The sequence below is a fragment of the Xenophilus sp. genome, from assembly GCF_044462705.1.
Taxonomy (GTDB): Bacteria; Pseudomonadota; Gammaproteobacteria; order Burkholderiales; family Burkholderiaceae_C; genus Xenophilus; species Xenophilus azovorans.
In genome coordinates this window covers 1-19,799 of the sequence record NZ_JBIQNC010000081.1, presented here as the reverse complement: position 1 = coordinate 19,799, position 19,799 = coordinate 1, and the positions used below count along the sequence as shown (strand labels likewise).

Here is a 19,799-nt window from a genome sequence, read left to right as displayed (position 1 = left end):
ACCTGCTTGCGCTGCAGGTTTTCCTGCGAGCCGCACAGGTTGCAGGGGATGATCGGGAAACCTTTCGCCTCGGCGTACGCCGCGATGTCGTCCTCGCGCACGTAGGCCAGCGGGCGGATCACCACGTGCTTGCCGTCGTCGCTGAGCAGCTTCGGCGGCATGCCGCTGAGCTTGGCGTGGAAGAACAGGTTGAGGAAGAACGTGGCGACCATGTCGTCGCGGTGGTGGCCGAGCGCGATCCTGGTGAATCCCTGCTGCGCGGCATAGGTGTACAGCGCGCCGCGGCGCAGGCGCGAGCACAGCGAGCACATGGTCTTGCCTTCCGGGATCACCCGCGACACGACCGAGTAGGTGTCCTGTTCGAGGATGTGGAAATCCACCCCGAGCGAGCGCAGGTAGTCCGGCAGCACGTGCTCCGGGAAGCCCGGCTGCTTCTGGTCGAGGTTCACCGCGGTGATCGAGAACGAGACCGGCGCCTTCTTCTGCAACTGCAGCAGGATGTCGAGCAGGGTGTAGCTGTCCTTGCCGCCGGACAGGCACACCATGACCTTGTCGCCGTCCTCGATCATGCCGAAGTCGGCGATCGCGCGGCCGACCTGGTGGCGCAGGCGCTTGGCCAGCTTGGCCTGCTCGCGGCGCGCGCGCTGGGCGACCGGGGCGGGCTCGGCGAGGGGCAGGATCGAGGTCATGCGCGGGGGTACGGCGGCGGGCCGGGAATTGTAGCGCCCCGGTCCTGCCGGTCGCGCCCGGTTCGGGCTAAAGTGCCCTCGTGCAACCGCCCACCGACCCCGCCGAGCTTGCGCAACTGGCCGAACGCGTCGCCGCGTTGCGGCGCGAGCACCGCGAGCTGGACGACACCATCGCGCGGATGCAGGCGGACATCGCCGCCGACGAGCTCGCGGTGAAGCGGCTGAAGAAGCGCAAGCTGCAGCTCAAGGACCTGATCGCGAAGCTGGAAAGCGCGCTGATCCCCGACGAGCCGGCCTGATCATTCCCCCGGGGGCGAAATCGCCTCCGGGCTGATCTTCTCGATCGTGTGCCGCAGCTCGCGGCCGAGGATGATCTTGGCGTCGCGCGCCCACGCGGTGAGGCGCTCGTCGAAGACCAGCTTGGAATTTTCGTCCGGCCACACCAGGCCCAGCTCCTTGAGCTTCTGGATGAAGCCGCGGAACAGCGAGCGGTCGAAGAACTCCGGTGCCGCCGGCGCGTACAGCAGGCTCAACCGCTGCGCCGCGAGCTGGCACAGGCGTTCCAGTTCGCCCGCCCCGAGCGTGCCGGGGCCGTTCTTGGCCAGCACCGAGATGGCGATGTAGTAGCGCTCGAAGGCCTGCTGCAGCGGATGGCCGATCGCGCGCAGGCGGAACACCTCGTCGCTCTGGCCCGAATTGCGGGCGAGGATCCCGCCGTCGTCGTCGCTGACCTGGTCCAGCCGAGCATGGCTCGGCTCTACGAGCTCGAGCAGGCCTTCGCGGATGAACACGTCGATGGTCCGGTCCAGGCGCGCGCCGAATTCCTCCTGCGTCCACGGCAGGAACAGTTCCGACTGCAGGAACGGATACACCGCCTGGCCCAGCCGCAGCACCATCCGCCGCGGCATCCGCCGGTTGTGCTGGAAGCAGTTGGCGATCCAGCCGGCCGAGGTGAACAGGTGCAACACGTTGTTGCGGTAGTAGCTGAGCAGCACCGCTTCCTCGCCCTGCACCCCGATCACGTCGCCCAGCGGGTGCGTGGTGCGGGTGAGCAGGCCGATCTCCTCGCCGTGGGCGACGATCTGCTCGGGCGTGTGCGGGGTCACGGTGACCCGGTCGCCGTAGGGCACTTCGGCCAGTAGCGTCTTCGACAGCGCGATCTGCGCCAGCAGGTCGGATTCGCCCATGGCGTGCTTGGGCGTGGACAGCAGCGCCAGCGCCAGCAGGTTGACCGGGTTCACGTCCGCGGCGCGGTTGATGTTCTCCTGGATCCTCTGCGCGGTGGCGTCCACCGTCTCCGCCAGCCACGCCGGTCGGTCGTCGTCGGGCACCGGGGAGCCGTCCCATTCCGGCGCGTGCTCGGCGAGCATGTCCGCCAGCGGGATCGGCTCGCCGAAGTTCACCACCACCTGCCCGTAGTTGCTGCGCAGCACCTTCGGGATCCCGAGCAGCACGCCGAGGATCGACTCGCTTTCCTTGGGCTTGCCGCTCAGCTCGTCGAGGTAGCTGCTGCCTTCCATCAGCTTCTCGTAGCCGATGTAGACTGGCTGGAACAGCACCGGGCGGGTTGGCTGGCGCAGGTAGGCGCGCACGGTCATCGCCAGCGAGCCGCCCTTGGGCTGCAGCAGTCGCCCGGTGCGCGAGCGCCCGCCCTCGATGAAGTATTCGATGGAGTAGCCGCCGGCGACGAGCTGGGCCATGTACTCGCGGAACACCGCCGAGTACAGCGCGTTGCCGCGGAAGCTGCGCCGGGCGAAGAACGCGCCGCCCTTGCGCAGCAGGGTGCCGATCACCGGCAGGTTGAGGTTGACCCCGGCGAAGATGTGCGGCGGCACGATCCCGCGCGTGTACAGCAGGTAGCTGAGCAGCAGGTAGTCCATGTGGCTGCGGTGGCAGGGCACGTAGACCACTTCGTGCCCGGGCGCCGCCTGCTTCAGGGTGTCCAGGTGGTGGACCAGCACGCCGCGGTAGATCCGGTTCCAGACCGGGGTCAGCAGGAACGAGACCGAGCGCACGACCGGGTGCGAGTAGTCGGCGGCGATCTCGTAGGCGTATTCGTGCGCCTTCTTCCAGGCGTCGTCGCCGCGCTTGCCGGCGCGCTTGTCGCGGCGGCGCTGGTCGGCGATCGCCTCGCGCACCTGTTCGGACGCGAGCACCTTGTCGATCAGCAGGCGACGCGTGGACAGATCGGGGCCGATCACCGCCTCGCGGATCCGGTGGAAGTGGGTGCGCAGCACCCGCGACAGCTTGCGCACGGTGCGCTCGGCGCCCAGCGCCTCGGCCTGCGCCTCGTCGACCACGTTGCGCAGCGAGATCGGGGTGGCGAACTGCACCTGGGTGTCGCGGCCGTTGAGCAGGATCGCCAGCAGCCGGCGGAAGCGGCCGACCAGCGCCCAGTTCTCCGAGAACAGCACCGAGAACCAGCCGCTCTGCTTGTCCGGCGAGCGGCCGACGAAGATGGAGACCGGGACCAGCTGCACGTCCAGCGCGGGGTCGGCGCGGTGCGCCTCGAGCAGGCGCGCCAGCGAGTCCGAATGCGACTTCACCGGCACCGGGCGCTTGTTGGTGGCCAGGCTGGCGGCGCGCTCCAGGGTGCTGCCGGCGTTGCGCCGCGACAGCGCCACGTAGGCGCGCTTGCGGCCGAGCGGATCGCCGGGCAGCGGGCGCAGCGGCGAGGGCATGCCGACCTGGCGGCAGGCGCGGTCCAGGATCAGGGCATTGGACAGCCCGTAGTCCTCGAGCACGTAGCAGACCGGGCGGCCATCGCTGCCGGGGCCTTCCTCCGGCTGGATCTTCAGCCCGATCCAGGGCGCGAGCAGGCCGCCGAGCAGGCGCGACCACCACGGCGGGCGCACGGGCGCGCGGCTGGCCGGGGGGCGCGGCGGCGCCGGTGGCGGCGGGGCATCGCCGGGCGCGCCGGGGGACGGCGGCTCGGGCAGGTCGCCGAACGGCAGGGTCGGTTGGGTGGGCATTGCCGGCATTATCGCCGAGCGGCCCCCGTGTCGCCGCCCACGGCGGCCTCGGCGTGGCGCAGGAAATCCTCCAGGTACCAGCGCCCGTCGATCCGCCGCAGCGAGACCACGGTGTCGATGTCCTGGCCGGCGAAGCGGTAGCGCATCCGCACCCGGGCGCGGTCGCCGGTCTGCTGCTGCAGGCTCGCGTCGAGGGTCGCCAGGTCGGCGTCCAGGTCGAGCCCGTAGCGGGCCAGCACGGCCTTGAAGGCGACCGCGAACCCGCCGACCTTGCGCAGGCTCGCCTCCATCCCCGCCTTGCGGAAGTCGTCCTCCGAGGCGAGTCCGGTGCGGCGGGCGGCCGCGGCGAGCTGGCCGATCGACTGGCTCGCGCGCTTCGGGTCGGACAGCGGCGCGCGCGCGCCCCAGGCGCTGGCCGCGGCCACCAGCTGGGTGTAGTGCTGCTTTTCGTCCTCGCTGTAGCCGGCATCCTGCTCGAGGTACTGGGCACCGAACAGGCCGAGCGAGGTCGCGGTGCTGCGCAGTTCGCGCGCGGCGCCGGCGAACTGGCGGTCGAAGATCTCCTGGTACCGCGCCTCCGACCCGGGCCTGGCCAGCGCCGCCAGGATCGCGGGCAGGCGCTCGCCGAACGGCAGCTCGTCCAGCGGCCAGCGGGTGCGGCCTTCGGCCCAGGCCTGGCGCAGGCGGGCGTGCAGTTCCGGCGGCACCGCTTCGCTGGCGAAGGCCTCCAGCTCGTTCGCGCGCAGGTGCGCGGTGAGCTGGCGCACGGCCTGGGCCGGGCGGGTCGCGGCCAGCGGCCGCTGCGCCGGTGCCTGCTCGCCGCCCTCGGGCGCCGGGCGGCAGGCCGCCAGCATGGCGGCGAGGCCCAGGATCAGGATGGCGATGGCGATGGCGGGACGCGGCGGATGGCGCATGCGGGAGGCGCCCCTCCCAGGCGCAAGCCGCATCTTGGCAAAGAAAAGGAGGCCGGTGGCCTCCTCAAGTCCGGCGCAGCCGGAGGACAGTCAGTTGTGGCATGGCTCCGGCCGAAGCCGGACGGGAGCAGGCTACCCCGCCCGGCAAGCTGATGCAATACCTGAAATTCACAGGCATAACTTGCTGATATCAGTGTTCTTTTGCGTCCAGCGCGGCCTGCTTGGCGGCGCGCCGCTGGCGCTCGGACAGGGACCACTCGTTGTTGAACAGGGCCGGCTCCCAGGAGCCGTAGACCGGGTTCGGCAGCACCCACCAGCGCTCGCCGATCCAGCCCGCGTAGGGGGCGATGGCGGCGGCACGGCCGGCGCGGCTGTTGCTCGGGATGTCCACGAAGTCGCCGACCTGGTCGCCGAACTGCATCAGCACGCGGTACCGGCGGCCGACCTGCTCGCGGCGGCAGCCCTTGTCCGAGCCGGTGCCTTCGCAGCCCTCGACCACGGTGCCCTTGCCCAGGAACTGGGCGCCGCTGTCGACCGGGAAGCCGGCGGCGCGCAGGTTGTCCACGGTCGCGGGGCCCTGGGCCACGGTGCGGTTGCTGACGTAGAACACGGTCACCCCGCGGCGGGCCGCTTCGGCCAGGAACTCGGCCGCGCCCGGCAGCGCCGGCGCCGCGCGCTGGCGCACCCAGTCGTCCCAGCCGGCCTCGTCGAAGCTGCCGCCGCCGCGGATCAGCCGCGCCTGGTGGGCGGAGTTGTCGAGCACGGTCTCGTCGACGTCGACGATGATCGCCGGCGGCAACCCGGCCGGGTCGTTGTCGCGGTCTTCCCGCGGCAGCGCGTCCCAGGCGGGATCGGCCAGCGCCTGCTCCAGGTAGCGGCCGGCGGCGCGGTACACCTCGCGGGTGATCAGGTCGCGCTCGACCGAGGTCTGGTACCAGACGGTGGCGTTGAGGCTGTCGTCCGGCAGCGGTCCCTGTTCGATGGGCGCGGCGGTGACGGCGGGCGTGGCGGCCTTGTGAGTCTGCACGCTGACGCAGCCGCCCAGCAGCGCGGCGGACAGCAGGACGAAGACGGGAGTGGCGCGCATCGGCATTCCTTGGGAACGGGGATGCCAGGATTGTAGGGCCGACCCGTAGAGCCGACCCGTCGACCCGTAGAGCCGACCCATGGTCGGCTGATCCGGGAAGCAGCCGACCATGGGTCGGCTCTACGCTCCGGTGGTCAGCCGCCCAGCAACTCGCGGATCGCCGCGAAGCCCGCGTTCGCCCGTTCCGCCTTGCGTTCGGCATCGGCGACCGGATCCGCGCCATCGCGCTGCACTTCGGCCGCGGGCAGCTCGTCGAGGAAGCGGCTCGGCGCCAGCCGCAGCTTTTCGCCCCAGCGCTGCGCCTGGCGCGCGTGCGAGAGCCACAGCGCCTGCTTGGCCCGGGTGATGCCGACATAGAGCAGGCGCCGCTCCTCGTCGAGGCGGCCCTCCTCGAGGCTGGCCTCGTGCGGCAGGTTGCCGTCCTCCAGGCCGACGATGAACACGAAGCGGAACTCCAGGCCCTTGGCCGCGTGCAGGCTCATCAGCCGCACCTGGTTGCCGGCATCGCCCTTGTCCGCGTGCGAGAGCAGCGCCAGCGCCGCGGCAAGTTCGCCCGGGCCGGCGTTGCGCCCGCCATCGAACCAGTCGGCAAGTTCGTCCAGGTTGCGCCGGCGCGCCTGGAACTGCGCCTCGTCCTTGCACTGCGCGCGCAGTTGCCCGAGCAGGCCGCTTCGCTCGTTGAGCCTGCGCACCAGCTCGGCCGGCGGCAGGCGCGCGGCGTCCGCACGCAGGCCGCGGACGATGCCGGTGAATTCCTGCAGCGCATTGCCCGAGCGCGCCGGCAGCTGCTTCAGCAGCGCGATCGACTCGGCCGCGCGCGCCAGCGGCAGGTGCGCGTGCTGCGCCAGTTCCGCCAGCTTCGCCAGGGTCGTGCCGCCGACCCCGCGCGAGGGCGACGCCACCGCGCGCAGGAACGCCGCGTCGTCGTCCGGGTTCGCGACCAGCCGCAGCCAGGCCATTGCATCCTTGACCTCGCCGCGGTCGAGGAACGCGGTGCCGCCGGTGAGGTGGTAGGGCACGCGCAGCAGCTGCAGCGCCTTCTCCAGCGCGCGCGACTGGTGGTTGCCGCGGAACAGCACGCAGAACTCGCTCCACGGCGCGCCATGCTTCTGCGCCTGGAACTGGATCTCCGCGGCCACCTTCTCCGCCTCGTGCGCGGCGTCGCGGCATTCCCATACCCGGATCCGCTCGCCGTCGGCGTTGCTGCTCCACAGGGTCTTCGGGTGCTCGTGCGGGTTGTGCGCGATCAGTGCGTTGGCTGCGCGCAGCACCCGGTTGGAGCAGCGGTAGTTCTGCTCCAGCTTGACCACCCGCAAGTCCGGGTAGTCGACCGCGAGCTGCAGCAGGTTGTCCGGGTTGGCGCCGCGCCAGGCGTAGATCGACTGGTCGTCGTCGCCCACGCAGGTGAACAGGCCGCGCGGGCCGGCCAGCGCCTTCAGCAGCCGGTACTGGGCGTCGTTGGTGTCCTGGCATTCGTCCACCAGCAGGTAGCCGATGCGCTCGCGCCACGCGGCGATGCAGGCCTCGTCGGATTCGAGCAGCTGCACCGGCAGCCGGATCAGGTCGTCGAAGTCGACCGCGTTGAACGCCGACAGCCGCTGCTGGTAACGCTGGTACAGCGCGGCGGCCTCGCGTTCGCGGGTGCTGCCGGCCGCCGCGAGCGCCTGTTCAGGCGACAGGCCCGCGTTCTTGGCCCGCGACACGAGCTGCTTCGCCGCTTCGATCGCGTCCGGCTTGCTGCCTGGGGGCAGCAGGTCCTTCAGCTGCGCGGCGCTGTCCTCCGCGTCGAAGATCGAAAAGCCGCGCTTCAAGCCGAGCTTCGCGTGCTCGACCTGGAGGATGCGCAGGCCGAGCGCGTGGAAGGTGCACACGGTCAGGCCCTCGCCGGCATCGCCCTTCAGCCGCCGGGCCACGCGCTCCTTCATCTCGCGGGCCGACTTGTTGGTGAAGGTGATCGCCGCGATCCGCTTCGCCGGGAAGCGCCCGGAGCCGACCAGGTGCGCGATCTTCTCGACGATCACCCGGGTCTTGCCGCTGCCCGCGCCGGCAAGCACCAGCAGCGGGCCCTCGACGTGCAGGACCGCCTCGCGTTGGGGGGGGTTGAGCATTGGGGAGACGGGAGACGGGAGACGGGAGACGGGAGACGTGCGGACGATTGTAAGATCACCGCGAGTTGCAGTGTGTCCGATCGCGCTCTTCCGTCTCCCTCTTCCCGTCTCCCGTCTCCCTGCCCCAATGGCCAAGCTCTACTTCTACTACTCCGCAATGAACGCGGGAAAGACGACGACGCTGTTGCAGTCGGCGCACAACTATCGCGAGCGCGGGATGCGGGTGGCGATCCTGACCCCGTTGCTGGACCACCGCGACGGCAGCGGCACCGTGGCCTCGCGGATCGGGTTGCGCGCGGACGGCACCCCGTTCACCCGCGACGACGACCTGGAGCGGATGGTCCGGTCCAGCGTGGAGAACAACGGTCCGTTGCACTGCGTGCTGGTGGACGAGGCCCAGTTCCTGACCCGCGCGCAGGTGTGGCAGCTCAGCGAGGTGGTCGACCAGCTGCGCATCCCGGTGCTGTGCTACGGCCTGCGCACCGACTTCCGCGGCGAGCTGTTCGAGGGCAGCCAGTACCTGCTGGCCTGGGCCGACGAGCTGCAGGAGATCAAGACCATCTGCCACAGCGGCAGCAAGGCGACCATGACCGTGCGCGTGGACGAGAAGGGCCGCGCCCTGCAGGACGGGCCGCAGGTGGAGATCGGCGGCAACGAGCGCTACGTCTCGGTCTCGCGCGCCGAGTTCAAGAAGATCGTCCGCGGCGAGGCGGACATCGCACCGCTGCAGGCGCCCCTGCTGTAGGTCCGCGGCTCAGCGGCAGCGCGCCTGCACCGCTTCCACCGCACGCAGCACCGACCCGCCCTCGGGCATCGCGTTGCGCACTTCCGCGGCGAGCACGTGAAGCCGCGACAGCACCTGTGCGCGGTCGGCGCCGCGGCAGCGCAGTTCGGCCGCCTCGGCCGCGGCCAGCCAGGACACGTCGCGCGACCAGACGTCGCGCGGATCGCGCTTGCCGGCGAGGACGTCCAGCCGGGCCAGCGCCGCGGCGTCGCCGCGCCGGGCCTGGAACCGCGCCAGCGCGAACTGCGCGTGGCGGGCCATCGGGTGCGCCTCGCCGAGCGCCTCGCCGGTGATCCGCTGCGCGGACTGCAGCGCCTGCAGCGCGGCCGCTTCGTTGCCAAGCGCGGCCTGCGACTCGCCGATCTGGCGGTCGAGGTCGCCGACCCGCGGGTGGGTCGGGCCGTAGTGGGTGACGCGCAGGCTGCGCGCACGCTCCAGCAGCGGCAGTGCTTCGGCGTCGCGGCCGAGGTCGTGCAGCACCCGCGCCTTGTGCGACAGCACCGACGCCAGCAGCATCGGGTCGCGCTTGTGCTGCAGGGCCGACAGCGCGTTGTCGAGCGCCTCGAGCGCCGCGGCGCTGTCGCCCTGTTCCCAGGCGACGCGTCCCAGGCTGTCGTCGTCGTCGGCCACGCCGCCGTGGTTGGGCCCGGCGTGCGCGACGGTCCACGCGCGCGTCTGGTCCAGGGCCTCGCGGGCGCTTTCGAAGCGGCCGATGTCGGCCTGCATCATCGCCCATTCGCGCAGCGAGGCGATGGTCTCGGGATGGCTGTCGCCGTGCAGTTCGCGTGCCAGCGCCAGCGCGTGCGTGCAGTCGCGCTCCGCGCCGACGGTGTCGCCCATGTCGCGGCGCAGGCCGCACAGCTTGCGCATCAGCGTGGCGGCGAACGGCTGCTGCGCGCCGACGCTGGCGCGCAACCCGCGAAGCGCGGCCTGGTAGCCCTCCAGCGCTTCCCCCGTGGCGCCGGCATCGGCGCGCAGGTCGGCCAGGTCGGTGAGGTTGCGAGCCACGCCCACTTCGTCCCGGAGCACGTCGCGGCGCAGCGCCAGCGCGCGCTGGAACAGCGGCCGCGCGGCCGCGGGCGAGCCGGCGCCACGCTCGCAGCGCCCCAGTTGCGACCAGAATTCGGCCACCTGCACCGGAAGTTGCCGTTGCGCGTGCTGCGCCAGGTCGCGGAGCGGCGCCATGCCGTCGCGGCAGGCGACGCTGTCGCCGAGCAGCCACTCGGCGCGGCCGCGGTCGGTCGCGGCCTCCAGGCGCAGGCTCGGCGGCGCGTCGTCGTCCAGCGCATGCAGCAGTTCCGCCTGCTGCTGCAGCAAGGCGTAGGCCGGCAGGTAGTCGCCCATGCCCAGGCGCAGGCGCGCGACCACGCCCATCAGCTCGGCGCGCGCGGCCGGCTGGCGTGCAAGCTCGGCGTCGCCGCGGCGCAGGCCGGCATCGAGCAGCGCGCGCACGTCCAGTGGCGACTTGCCGTCGCCGGCGCGTTCGAACAGGCCGATCACGAAATCCTGCAGCGCCTGCGCGCGGCTGGCTTCGCGCACCGCCTCGCGCGCCTGCCAGGCGATGACGCCAAAGGCGCTGGCCAGGACCAGGGCCACCAGCGCGCCGGTGGCGACCGCCCAGCGATGCCGCGACACGTACTTGCCGATCCGGTAACGCAGGCTCTGCGCGCGCGCCAGCACCGGCTTGCCGTCGCGGTAGCGGGTGATGTCCAGGGCCAGCGCCTCGACCGAGGGGTAGCGCTGCTCCGGGTTCTTGGCCAGCGCCTTGAGCACGATGTTGTCGAGGTCGCCGGCCAGCGCGCGCGCCACCCGCTTCGGGGGCGGCGCGGTGTGCTCGCTTTCCGCCGGTTCCTCCGCGGCGCGCAGCACCGCCAGCGAGGGGCGCAGCGGATCGGCGCCGAGGATCGCCTCTTCCCACTCGGCGTCGGTGCTGCGCTTGAGCGGGTACGGACGGGTGCCGGTGAGCAGTTCGTGCAGGACCACGCCGAGCGCGTAGACATCGGTGCGGGTGCTGACCGGCTCGCCGCGCACCTGTTCCGGCGCGGCGTAGTGCAGGGTGAACGCGCGCAGGCCGGTGCCGGTCTGTTCGGGCGGAAGCTCCTCGTTGTCGAGCAGCTTGGCGATGCCGAAGTCGAGCAGGCGCACTTCCTCGTGCGCGGTCACCAGGATGTTGGACGGTTTCAGGTCGCGGTGGACGATCAGGTTCGAGTGCGCGTGGCTGACCGCGTCACAGGTCTGCAGGAACAGGCGCAGGCGCGCGTCGATGGACAGGTTGCGGCGCCGGCACCAGGTGGTGATCGGTTCGCCCTCGACGTACTCGAGCGCGAGGTAGGGCTGGCCGTCGTTGCTGATCCCGGCGTCGAGCAGGCGCGCGATGTGCGGGTGCGCCAGCCGCGCCAGGATCTGCCGCTCGCGGGTGAAGCGCAGGCGCAGGTTGGGATCGGCGAGCCCGGGGCGCAGCAGCTTCAGCGCGACCCGGCGCTGGTACAGCCCGTCCGCGCGGGCCGCCAGCCAGACCTGGCCCATGCCGCCCTCGCCGAGCAGCCGCTCCAGCCGGTAGGGCCCGGCCAGCGTGCCCGGCCGCGGGCCCGGCAGCGGCGCCACCAGCGGTTCCTCGAGGAAGTCCTCGCGTGTGTCCTGCAGCGCCAGCAGCTCGGCCAGTTCATTGCCGAGCTCGGGATCCTCCTCGCGCAGCGAGGCGAGGTTGCGCGCGCGGGTCGCTTCGTCCAGCTCGAGCAGTGCGTCGAGCAGTGGCGAGAGTCGCTTCCAGCGCTCCGGGTCCACGGCGTCAGGCGTCCGCCGTGTCCTTCAGCGAGGCCAGCAGGAACAGCCGCGCCTTCTGCCAGTCGCGGCGGATGCTGCGCTCGGAACGCTTGAGCAGGGCCGCGATCTCGAGCTCGGACAGGCCGGTGAAGTAGCGCAGCTCGACCACCTGCGCCAGGCGCGGGTCGACCGAGGCCAGGCGGGTCAGGGCGACGTCGAGCCCCAGGGTTTCCTCGTCCAGGCGCAGGCCGCCCTCCAGGTCCTCGGGCAGCTCGGCGACCCGGTGCAGGTCGCCGCCGCGCTTCTGCGCCAGGCGCTGGCGCGCGTAGTCCACCACGACGCTGCGCATGGCCGAGGCGGCGTAGGCGAAGAAGTGCGCGCGGTCGTCGAACTGGGCCGCGTTGCGGCCGACCAGCTTCAGGTAGGCCTCGTGCACCAGCGCGGTCGCGTCCAGCGTGTGGCCCTGCTGGCCCGCGAGCTGGCGCCGCGCCATGGCGTGCAGCTCCTGGTACAGGGTCGCCAGGACCCGGTCCAGCGCCTCGCGGTCGCCCTCGCGCGCGGCATCCAGCCACAGTGTGATTTCGGAGGTCTCTGCCAAGGCCTTTCCCCAAAGACGGAGACCAATATAGCCCGCAAGTGGCCGTAGTGCCGGGCTTTTTCGTCACGCGCCGCCGGCGCGCCCGTTCAGCGCTGGCAGTGCGCGCACCATGCGCTCGCGCGCTGGCCGATCGACGCCTGGCGCAGCGGCCGCCCGCAGGCCGGGCAGGGCAGGCCGCCGCGGCCGTACACCGCCAGCTCCTGCTCGAAGTAGCCCGGCGCCCCGTCCGGGGCGGTGAAGTCGCGCAGGGTCGTGCCGCCGCGCCGGATCGCGGCGGCGAGGATCGCCTTCACCGCGTCCGCGAGGCCGCGATAACGCTCGCGCGACACCCGGCCGGCGGCGCGCAGCGGCGAGATGCCCGCGGCGAACAGCGCCTCGGCGGCGTAGATGTTGCCGACCCCGACCACGATCCGCTGGTCCATCAGGAAGCTCTTCACCGGCGCGTTGCGGCCGCGGCTGCGCGTGTGCAGGTAGTCGCCGTCGAAGTCGTCGGACAAGGGCTCGGGCCCGAGGCCGCGCAGCAATGGGTGGACGTCGCCCGGCGCTTGCCACAGCAGGCAGCCGAAGCGGCGCGGGTCGTTGAAGCGCAGCACCTTGCCGCCGCGCCCGGCGATCCGGATGTCCACGTGGTCGTGGGTGCCGGGCGCGAGCCGCCCGGGCAGGACGCGCAGGCTGCCGGACATGCCCAGGTGCAGCAGCGCGCTGCCGGCGGCGGTGTCGAGCAGCAGGTACTTGGCGCGGCGGCGGACGGCGTCGATGCGCTGGCCGGGCAGGTGCCGGGCTACCTCGGGCGGGATCGGCCAGCGCAGGTCCGGCCGGCGCAGCACGACGCCCGCGACCCGGCGCCCTTCCAGGTGCGGCGCCAGGCCGCGGCGCGTGGTCTCGACTTCGGGCAGCTCGGGCATGGCGACAGTGTCGCAAAAGCGGTGCGCGGATTTCCGGATAATGGCCGCGGTTTTCGCTCCCGGTACCCGCCATGCGCCGCTTGCTCCTTTCCGCCTTCCTGCTCCTGTTGCTCGTGCCCGGCCTGGTGCTGGCGCGCGGCCCGTCGGTGGGCGAGCTGGCGCCGGGCCTGCTCGGGCAGGACCCGGATGGCAAGCCCGTCACCCTCGACGCCTGGCGCGGCAAGCTGGTGGTGGTGTCGTTCTGGACCAGCCGCTGCGGCTATTGCCTGGTCGAGCTGCCGACCCTGGAGAACCTGCAGAAGGCGGTCGGCAGCGAGCACCTGCAGGTCGTGGTGGTGAACGTGAACGACAGCTCCAAGGACTGGACCACGATGCTGAAACAGATGCGCGGCTATTCGCTGGCGCAGGCCCGCGATCCCGCCGGCGCGGTCGCGTCGGCCTGGGGCGTGCAGATGTTCCCGAACCTGTGGCTGGTCGGCCCGGACGGCCGCCTGCAGAAGCACTTCGAGGGCTACCTCGAGGAAGACCTCCCGGGGATCCTCGAGCAGATCCAGCGCGCCGAACTGGCGGCGTTCCCGCGCGTGCCGGCGCCGGCGCCCGAGGCGACGCCCGCTACGCCTGCGCGCTGAGGTATTCGTCCTTCAGCCGGACGTAGTGCTGCGCGCTGTAGTACAGCGCTTCGATCTCCTGGTCGCTGAGCATCCGCGCCTTGCGCGCGGGATTGCCGAGCCACATCTCGCCGCTGCCGACGACCTTGCCCGGCGGTACCAGCGCGCCGGCGCCGACGAAGCCGTGCTTTTCGACCACGACGCCGTCGAGCAGGATCGAACCCATGCCGATGAGGCAGGCATCGGCGATGCGGCAGGCGTGGACGATGGCCTGGTGGCCGATGGTGACGTCCTCGCCGATCACGGTGGCGAAGCCGCCGAGCCTGGCGTGCGGGCCATCGTGGCTGACGTGGACGATGGTGCCGTCCTGGATGTTGGTGCGCGCGCCGACGCGCACGAAGTTGACGTCGCCGCGCACCACCACCCCCGGCCACAGCGACACGTCGTCCCCCAGCACCACGTCCCCCGCCACGACCGCCATGGCATCCACGTACACCCGCTCCCCGAGCGTCGGCATCACGTTGCGGTACGGGCGGATGTTCATTTGCGCGGCTCCCGGAAGGATTCCTTTGACGCGGATCAACACGGATCAAAAACGGATCAAGGCGGATCGGAATATTAATTCTTCATCCGCGTTGATCGGCTGTTATCCGCGTTATCCGTGTCAAAAGAGACCATTCAGGCGAAAACGTCGACGATCCGCTGGAGGGCGGATTCGGGGATGTCGAGGTGGAGGACGAGGCGGAGGCGGGGGTCCTCGCCGATGGAGAGGCGCACGCGGGCCGCTTCGGCGCGGTCGCGGAGGCGGGCGAGGGCTTCGGGGGCGACGGTGACGAAGACCATGTTGGTGTGCTGCTCCACCGCGACGACGCCGGGCAGTGGCGCCAGCGCACCGGCCAGGCGTTCGGCGCGCGCATGGTCCTGCGCGAGTCGCTCGACGTTGTGGTCGAGCGCATGCAGCCCGGCCGCCGCAAGCAGGCCCGCCTGGCGCATGCCGCCGCCGGCCACCTTGCGCCACCGGCGTGCGCGTTCGACCAGCCCGCGGCTGCCGACCAGCACCGAGCCGACCGGCGCGCCCAGGCCCTTGGACAGGCACACCGACACGCTGTCGAAGTGGCTCGCGATCCCGCGCGCCGGCACGCCCTGCGCCACCGCCGCGTTGTACAGCCGCGCGCCGTCCAGGTGCAGGCCGAGGCCGTGGCGGTCGCACAGCGCACGCGCTTGCGCCAGATAGTCCAGCGGCAGCGGCCGCCCGTGCCAGGTGTCCTCCAGGCACAGCAGCCGGGTACGCGCGAAATGCGGATCCACCGGCTTGATCGCGCGCGCCACCGCATCCAGCGGCAACGTGCCGTCGGCGGCCTGCGGGATAGGCTGCGGCTGGATCGAGCCCAGCACCGCGGCGCCGCCGCCTTCGTACTTGTAGGTATGCGCGTCCATGCCGACGATGTACTCGTCGCCGCGCGCGCAGTGCGCCATCAGCGCGACCAGGTTCGACTGGGTGCCGCTGGGCAGGAACAGCCCGGCCTCGAAACCGAGCTCTCCGGCAAGGCGGTCCTGCAGCGCGTTGACCGTCGGGTCGTCGCCGTAGACGTCGTCGCCCACCTCGGCCGCTGCCATCGCCGCGCGCATCGCCGGCGACGGCCGGGTCACGGTGTCGCTGCGCAGGTCGATCCAGTCGCCGGTGGTTCCGTGGGCCATGGCCCATGGTAATGCGCCCGCCGCCGGGCGACACTCCGGGCATGAAGATCGCCAGCTGGAACGTCAATTCGCTCAACGTCCGCCTGCCGCACCTGGAGCAGTGGCTGCGCGAGTCCGCGCCGGACGTGGTCGCGTTGCAGGAGACCAAGCTCGAGGACCACCGCTTCCCGGACGCGGTGCTGGCCGGCCACGGCTACCGCAGCGTGTTCTCCGGGCAGAAGACCTACAACGGGGTCGCCATCCTGGCCCGCGACCGCGCGATCGAGGACGTGCGCGCCGACATTCCCGGCTTCGACGACCCGCAGAAACGGGTGCTGGCGGCGACCGTGGACGGGGTGCGCATCGTCAACCTCTACGTGGTCAACGGGCAGAAGGTCGGCAGCGAGAAGTTCGAGTACAAGCTGCGCTGGCTCGAGACGGTGCGGGCCATGCTCGCCGACGAGCTGCAGCGGCATCCGAAGCTGGTGGTGCTGGGCGACTTCAACATCGCACCCACCGACGACGATGTGTTCGACCCAAAGCGCTGGCGCGAGAAGATCCTGTGCTCGACGCCCGAGCGCGAAGCGCTGGCGCGGATCACGGATCTCGGCCTGCACGACAGCTTCCGCCTGCACCATGCAGGCCCGGGCCATCATTCGTGGTGGGACTACCGCCTCGGCGGTTTCGAGCGCGGCTGGGGCCTGCGCATCGACCTGGTGCTGGTGTCGGACGCCTTGCGCGCGCAGTGCGCTGCCGGCGGCATCGATACCGGACCGCGCGGCTGGGAGCGCCCCAGCGACCATGCGCCAGTGTGGACGCAACTGGGGCGCTGAAAAGACAGAAGCCCGGCATGGCCGGGCTTCCGGTTCCTCGTCAGGTAGTGCTTGTCCGTGTCCTCCGGCAGTGCGCCCGGATCAACGGACGCGGCCGCGACGGAACAGGTTGACGATCGCCAGCAGGATGATCGCGCCGATCAGGGCGGCGATGAATCCCATGATGTCGAACCCTCCGCCGACACTGGTGCTGTCGCCGATCAGCGGCGAGATCAGCCAGCCGCCGATCAGGGCGCCGATGATGCCGACGACCACGTTCAGCAGGATGCCCTGCTGGGCATCGGTGCGCATGATCATGCTGGCGAGCCAGCCGATGATGCCGCCCACGATCAACCAGATGATGAGACCCATTGTTCACTCTCCTTATGCATTGGAAACCGGGGACCCGCTCCCCTTTCGGGGCACCACAAGTCTGTATAGGGATGCGTGATGGGAGCGTCAGCGCAAAGGCACCGACCCTGGGCCGAAAAACGCTTGTGGATCAGGCGCTTGGCGTGCCGATGAGGGCCAGCAGCGCGGCCCTGGGAAGCTTGCCGGTGGCGTTGTGCGGCAACGTTGCGACGCGCTTCAGGCGGCGCGGCAGGAACACCGGATCCACCGACCGGCGCAGCGAGGCGAGGATCGCGGCCTCGCCGAGCCCGGGCGCGACCGCCAGCGCCGCGATCCGGCGCACCCCGGCCGCGTCTTCTTCATCCAGCTGGAACACGACGCCGTCCTCGACCCCGGGGATGGCCAGCAGCTTGCGGGTGAGGTCGCCCAGCGACGCCCGCTTGCCGGCGATCTCCAGCAGGTCGGCGTTGCGGCCGCGCAATTCGAAGCGGCCATCCGGGTGCAGGTCCACCAGGTCGGCCAACGCCACCGGCGCAGTCAGCTGCGGCGCCTCGACCCGGCAGCCGCCATCCAGCGGCGTCAGGCGCACGCCCGGAAAGGGGGTCCACGCCGGCTCGCGGGCGCTGCGCCGGCTGGCGACGACGCAGGTTTCGGTCGAACCGAACACTTCCCGCACCTCGCAGGCGAAGCGCGCTTCCGCCGCTTCCGCCAACTCGACCGGCAAGGGCGCGGTGGCGGACACGATGCCGGCCAACGGCGGCATTGCCAGCGACGGCTCGGCGTCCAGGCCGCGCAGCAGCGCGCGCAGGTGCACGGGCGTGGTCACCAACAGCCGCGGCACCGGCGCCTGGGCGAGCGCGCGCACGATGTCGCGCGGGAAGAACGGCCGGCCCGCGTGCACCGCCGCGTCGCCGAGCAACGGCAGCAGCACCGACAGCTCCATGCCGTACATGTGTTGCGGTGGCACGGTGGCCACCACGTGGACCTGCGCCGCGCCCGCCCACAGGTGGCGCAAGGCCGTGATGTTCTGCGCGGTGCTGGTGTGGAACGCGGCCCAGGGCTTGGCGTTGGCCACCGGCTCGCCGGTCGTGCCCGAGGTGTAGCCGACCACCGCCAGTGCCCGCGGGTCCACCTGCAGCGCGCCGCCGTCCGCCTCGTGCAGCACTTCCGGCAGGCGCCAATGGTGCAGCCCGGGCGCGGGTGCGTCGGCATCGCCCAGGCAATACGCCCCGGGGTGCCGGCGTGCGACCCCGGCCACCGCTTCCGGCGCGCGCGACGGTGGCAGCAGCGTGGCCTGGCCGCGCACCGCCGCCGCGCAGAAGGCGAGCAGGAAACGGTAGCGGTCCTCGCACAGGTTGATCGCGTGCCCAGCCTCCGGCAGGCACGCGGCCAGCGCGCGGACCTGGCGCAGGAAGCGGCCGAGCGGCACCGCGCCGCCGGCGCCGCCGAAGGCGAGCAGGCGTGCGTCCGCGCCCGCGGCCAGCGGCACCAGGCGACGGTCGCGCGCGGGGCGCGCAGCGGGTTCGACGACGGCCGACATGGCTCTCCTGCACCGGTGGCGCGCTTACTTTACGCTGGCGCGATGACCGCGCACGACCCACCCAGCGACCCCGAATGGCAATGGCTGCCGTGGTCGCCGGGGCAGGCGGCGGAGCCGGTGGTGCGCGCATGGCTGGGCCAGCGCCTGGGCGTGGCGGCGGACAAGCTGCGGATCGAGCGCGACCTCCACGGCCGCCCGCGGCTGGCCTCGCATCCCGGCGCCGACGCGGGCTGGAGCCATAGCGGGGATGGACTCGTGGCCGCAATGGCGCGCGGCGCCCGCGTCGGCATCGACCTGGAGCGCGAGCGCCCACGGCCGCGCGCGCTGGCCCTGGCGCGGCGCTACTTCACCCCGGAAGAGGCGGCCTGGCTGCAGGCCCAGCCCGACGAAGCCGGCGTGTCGCGCGCCTTCCTGCGCCTGTGGTGCGCGCGCGAGGCGGTGCTGAAGGCGCACGGGCGCGGCCTCGCCTTCGGCCTGCAACGGCTGCGCTTCGCCGAGCGCGACGGCGCGCTGGTGCTGGCCGCGGCGGACCCGGCGCTGGGCGACCCGGGCGCCTGGCAGCTGCGCGAATTCGTGCCGCGCCCCGGGTACCTGGCCGCGCTGGCGTGGACAATGGGCTGATGGAAGACGGCAACCTCCCGCCACGGGCGCGGGCCGAACTGGAAGCGGGGCTGGACGCGCTCGGCCTGCCGCGCGCGCTGGCCGAACCGCTGCTGGCCTACCTCGCGCTGATGCTGCGTTGGAATCGCGCCTACAACCTCACCGCGATCCGCGAGCCGGTCGAGATGGTGCGCAAACACCTGCTCGATTCGCTGGCGATGCATGCCAGCCTCGATGCGATCGCGGCGCGGGGCGGGCAACTGGCCGACCTGGGCACCGGCCCCGGCCTGCCCGGCATTCCGCTGGCCATCGCCAAGCCCGGGCTGCGGGTCGCGCTGGTCGAATCCAACGGCAAGAAAGCGCGCTTCCTGCGCGAGGCGCTGCGCAGCCTGGGCCTGGGCAACGCGCGCGTGCTCGAATCGCGGATCGAGGCGGTCGCCGAGCCAGGCGCCTTCGACGCGATCACCGCGCGCGCGCTGGCGACGCTGCCGCTGATCCTGGAACTGGGCGGGCACCTGCTCGCGCCGGGGGGCGTGCTGCTGGCGATGAAGGGGGCGTTGCCGGAGGACGAGATCGCCGCGCTGCCGCCGGGCTGGCAGGTCGAGGATGTGCGCCCGCTCACGGTTCCCGGCATCGATGCGGCCCGCCACCTGGTGGTGGTCGGCCGCGCCCCCGGCGGCAATCCCGCATAATCCCCAGTCCATTCCATGAGGCACGCGCGCGCATGGCCCGCATCATCGCTGTCGCCAACCAGAAGGGCGGCGTCGGGAAGACCACCACCGCGGTCAACCTGGCGGCGGCGCTGGCCGGCACGCCCAAGCGGGTGCTGCTGGTGGACCTGGACGCGCAGGGCAACGCGACCATGGGCAGCGGCGTGGACAAGCACGAGCTGCCCGCTTCGAGCTGCGACGTGCTGCTGGAGGAACGCCACGCCGCGGACGTGATCGTGAAGACGCCCGAAGGCTACGACCTGCTGCCGGGCAACACCGACCTCACCGCGGCCGAGATCGAGCTGATGGACGAGGAGGGCCGCGAGCAGCGGCTCAAGCGCGCGCTGGAACCGCTGCGCGGCCGCTACGACTTCATCATCATCGACTGCCCGCCCGCGCTGTCGCTGCTGACCCTGAACGCGCTCACCGCCGCCGACAGCGTGCTGGTGCCGATGCAGTGCGAGTACTACGCGCTGGAAGGCCTGAGCGCGCTGATCCGCACCATCGACGCGCTCAAGGCGCGGCTCAACCCGGCGCTGGAGATCGAAGGCGTGCTGCGTACCATGTTCGACGTGCGCAACAACCTCGCCAACGCGGTCTCCGCCGAACTGGTGGAACACTTCGGCGACAAGGTGTTCCGCACCATCGTCCCGCGCAACGTGCGCCTGGCCGAGGCGCCGA

The 19,799-nt window shown here is 71.9% G+C and carries 19 protein-coding genes; 7 read left to right on the top strand and 12 right to left on the bottom strand.

Features of this window, described 5'->3' with window-relative positions:
• A partial coding sequence (ttcA, locus tag ACIY1X_RS13770; RefSeq protein ID WP_399681275.1) for a tRNA 2-thiocytidine(32) synthetase TtcA occupies positions 1-689 on the bottom strand: 689 nt, incomplete at its 3' end.
• Positions 690-769: 80 nt separating this feature from the next.
• On the opposite strand from ttcA, the gene ACIY1X_RS13765 reads away from it, so the two are divergent.
• On the top strand, positions 770-988 hold the full coding sequence (locus ACIY1X_RS13765) for a YdcH family protein (RefSeq protein ID WP_399681273.1): 219 nt from the start codon (positions 770-772) through the stop codon (positions 986-988).
• Here ACIY1X_RS13765 and plsB read toward each other — a convergent pair whose 3' ends face one another.
• The 4 genes from plsB to ACIY1X_RS13745 form a co-directional block, all read right to left on the bottom strand.
• Entirely contained in the window at positions 989-3,661 is a 2,673-nt protein-coding gene (gene plsB, locus ACIY1X_RS13760) for a glycerol-3-phosphate 1-O-acyltransferase PlsB (protein WP_399681271.1), read from the bottom strand. It lies immediately after the preceding gene.
• Between the two features lie 8 nt (positions 3,662-3,669).
• Positions 3,670-4,575: a hypothetical protein gene (locus ACIY1X_RS13755; RefSeq protein WP_399681269.1), complete on the bottom strand. Its 906-nt coding sequence runs from the start codon at positions 4,573-4,575 to the stop codon at positions 3,670-3,672.
• 190 nt (positions 4,576-4,765) lie between these two features.
• Complete coding sequence (locus ACIY1X_RS13750) at positions 4,766-5,662, bottom strand: 5'-nucleotidase, lipoprotein e(P4) family (protein WP_399681267.1); 897 nt, start codon at positions 5,660-5,662, stop codon at positions 4,766-4,768.
• A 134-nt stretch (positions 5,663-5,796) separates the two neighbouring features.
• Positions 5,797-7,770 (bottom strand): UvrD-helicase domain-containing protein, encoded by a 1,974-nt coding sequence (locus ACIY1X_RS13745; protein WP_399681264.1) that lies wholly within the window; start codon positions 7,768-7,770, stop codon positions 5,797-5,799.
• Between the two features lie 127 nt (positions 7,771-7,897).
• Between ACIY1X_RS13745 and ACIY1X_RS13740 the strand changes: the two genes are divergently transcribed.
• A complete protein-coding gene (locus ACIY1X_RS13740; protein ID WP_399681262.1) occupies positions 7,898-8,515 on the top strand; it encodes a thymidine kinase in 618 nt (205 codons plus the stop codon).
• A 9-nt stretch (positions 8,516-8,524) separates the two neighbouring features.
• On the opposite strand, the gene ACIY1X_RS13735 is transcribed toward ACIY1X_RS13740, so the two are convergent.
• From ACIY1X_RS13735 to mutM, 3 genes are all read right to left on the bottom strand, one after another.
• Positions 8,525-11,338: a protein kinase gene (locus tag ACIY1X_RS13735; RefSeq protein WP_399681260.1), complete on the bottom strand. Its 2,814-nt coding sequence runs from the start codon at positions 11,336-11,338 to the stop codon at positions 8,525-8,527.
• Between the two features lie 4 nt (positions 11,339-11,342).
• Positions 11,343-11,915, bottom strand: a complete 573-nt coding sequence (locus ACIY1X_RS13730; protein ID WP_399681257.1) for an ECF-type sigma factor — start codon at positions 11,913-11,915, stop codon at positions 11,343-11,345.
• An 86-nt stretch (positions 11,916-12,001) separates the two neighbouring features.
• Positions 12,002-12,820, bottom strand: a complete 819-nt coding sequence (gene mutM, locus ACIY1X_RS13725; RefSeq protein WP_399681255.1) for a bifunctional DNA-formamidopyrimidine glycosylase/DNA-(apurinic or apyrimidinic site) lyase — start codon at positions 12,818-12,820, stop codon at positions 12,002-12,004.
• Positions 12,821-12,891: 71 nt separating this feature from the next.
• Between mutM and ACIY1X_RS13720 the strand changes: the two genes are divergently transcribed.
• Entirely contained in the window at positions 12,892-13,449 is a 558-nt protein-coding gene (locus ACIY1X_RS13720) for a TlpA family protein disulfide reductase (RefSeq protein ID WP_399681252.1), read from the top strand.
• Here the strand turns inward: ACIY1X_RS13720 and ACIY1X_RS13715 are convergent.
• Together ACIY1X_RS13715 and ltaE are read right to left on the bottom strand one after the other, a co-directional pair.
• Positions 13,433-13,972 (bottom strand): gamma carbonic anhydrase family protein, encoded by a 540-nt coding sequence (locus tag ACIY1X_RS13715; RefSeq protein ID WP_399681250.1) that lies wholly within the window; start codon positions 13,970-13,972, stop codon positions 13,433-13,435. The two genes, ACIY1X_RS13720 and ACIY1X_RS13715, sit on opposite strands and share 17 nt — an antisense overlap.
• A 134-nt stretch (positions 13,973-14,106) precedes the next feature.
• Positions 14,107-15,126 (bottom strand): low-specificity L-threonine aldolase, encoded by a 1,020-nt coding sequence (ltaE, locus tag ACIY1X_RS13710; protein WP_399681247.1) that lies wholly within the window; start codon positions 15,124-15,126, stop codon positions 14,107-14,109.
• A gap of 41 nt (positions 15,127-15,167) precedes the next feature.
• Between ltaE and xth the strand changes: the two genes are divergently transcribed.
• Positions 15,168-15,938 carry an exodeoxyribonuclease III gene (gene xth / locus ACIY1X_RS13705; protein WP_399681244.1) on the top strand — a complete coding sequence of 257 codons (771 nt, stop codon included), beginning with the start codon at positions 15,168-15,170 and terminating at the stop codon, positions 15,936-15,938.
• Positions 15,939-16,019: 81 nt separating this feature from the next.
• On the opposite strand, the gene ACIY1X_RS13700 is transcribed toward xth, so the two are convergent.
• Positions 16,020-16,289: a GlsB/YeaQ/YmgE family stress response membrane protein gene (locus ACIY1X_RS13700; protein WP_399681241.1), complete on the bottom strand. Its 270-nt coding sequence runs from the start codon at positions 16,287-16,289 to the stop codon at positions 16,020-16,022.
• A 130-nt stretch (positions 16,290-16,419) separates the two neighbouring features.
• Positions 16,420-17,808: an AMP-binding protein gene (locus ACIY1X_RS13695; RefSeq protein WP_399681238.1), complete on the bottom strand. Its 1,389-nt coding sequence runs from the start codon at positions 17,806-17,808 to the stop codon at positions 16,420-16,422.
• A 42-nt stretch (positions 17,809-17,850) separates the two neighbouring features.
• Between ACIY1X_RS13695 and ACIY1X_RS13690 the strand changes: the two genes are divergently transcribed.
• The 3 genes from ACIY1X_RS13690 to ACIY1X_RS13680 all read left to right on the top strand — a co-directional run.
• Positions 17,851-18,429 (top strand): 4'-phosphopantetheinyl transferase family protein, encoded by a 579-nt coding sequence (locus ACIY1X_RS13690; protein WP_399681236.1) that lies wholly within the window; start codon positions 17,851-17,853, stop codon positions 18,427-18,429.
• Positions 18,429-19,100, top strand: coding sequence for a 16S rRNA (guanine(527)-N(7))-methyltransferase RsmG (rsmG, locus tag ACIY1X_RS13685; RefSeq protein WP_399681234.1), 672 nt, complete (start codon positions 18,429-18,431; stop codon positions 19,098-19,100). The genes ACIY1X_RS13690 and rsmG overlap by 1 nt, the downstream gene beginning before the upstream one ends.
• Positions 19,101-19,132: 32 nt before the next feature.
• Positions 19,133-19,799: ParA family protein (locus ACIY1X_RS13680; protein ID WP_399681231.1), on the top strand; the 667-nt coding region annotated here is incomplete at its 3' end.

Bases quoted from the DNA above. Each gene is read 5' to 3' on its own strand.
- ACIY1X_RS13720 (WP_399681252.1), top strand. From the start codon at position 12,892: ATGCGCCGCTTGCTCCTTTCCGCCTTCCTGCTCCTGTTGCTCGTGCCC.
- ACIY1X_RS13740 (WP_399681262.1), top strand. From the start codon at position 7,898: ATGGCCAAGCTCTACTTCTACTACTCCGCAATGAACGCGGGAAAGACG.
- ACIY1X_RS13715 (WP_399681250.1), bottom strand. From the start codon at position 13,972: ATGAACATCCGCCCGTACCGCAACGTGATGCCGACGCTCGGGGAGCGG.
- plsB (WP_399681271.1), bottom strand. From the start codon at position 3,661: ATGCCCACCCAACCGACCCTGCCGTTCGGCGACCTGCCCGAGCCGCCG.
- ltaE (WP_399681247.1), bottom strand. From the start codon at position 15,126: ATGGCCCACGGAACCACCGGCGACTGGATCGACCTGCGCAGCGACACC.
- ACIY1X_RS13695 (WP_399681238.1), bottom strand. From the start codon at position 17,808: ATGTCGGCCGTCGTCGAACCCGCTGCGCGCCCCGCGCGCGACCGTCGC.
- ACIY1X_RS13755 (WP_399681269.1), bottom strand. From the start codon at position 4,575: ATGCGCCATCCGCCGCGTCCCGCCATCGCCATCGCCATCCTGATCCTG.
- rsmG (WP_399681234.1), top strand. From the start codon at position 18,429: ATGGAAGACGGCAACCTCCCGCCACGGGCGCGGGCCGAACTGGAAGCG.
- xth (WP_399681244.1), top strand. From the start codon at position 15,168: ATGAAGATCGCCAGCTGGAACGTCAATTCGCTCAACGTCCGCCTGCCG.
- ACIY1X_RS13750 (WP_399681267.1), bottom strand. From the start codon at position 5,662: ATGCGCGCCACTCCCGTCTTCGTCCTGCTGTCCGCCGCGCTGCTGGGC.
- ACIY1X_RS13690 (WP_399681236.1), top strand. From the start codon at position 17,851: ATGACCGCGCACGACCCACCCAGCGACCCCGAATGGCAATGGCTGCCG.
- mutM (WP_399681255.1), bottom strand. From the start codon at position 12,820: ATGCCCGAGCTGCCCGAAGTCGAGACCACGCGCCGCGGCCTGGCGCCG.
- ACIY1X_RS13745 (WP_399681264.1), bottom strand. From the start codon at position 7,770: ATGCTCAACCCCCCCCAACGCGAGGCGGTCCTGCACGTCGAGGGCCCG.
- ACIY1X_RS13700 (WP_399681241.1), bottom strand. From the start codon at position 16,289: ATGGGTCTCATCATCTGGTTGATCGTGGGCGGCATCATCGGCTGGCTC.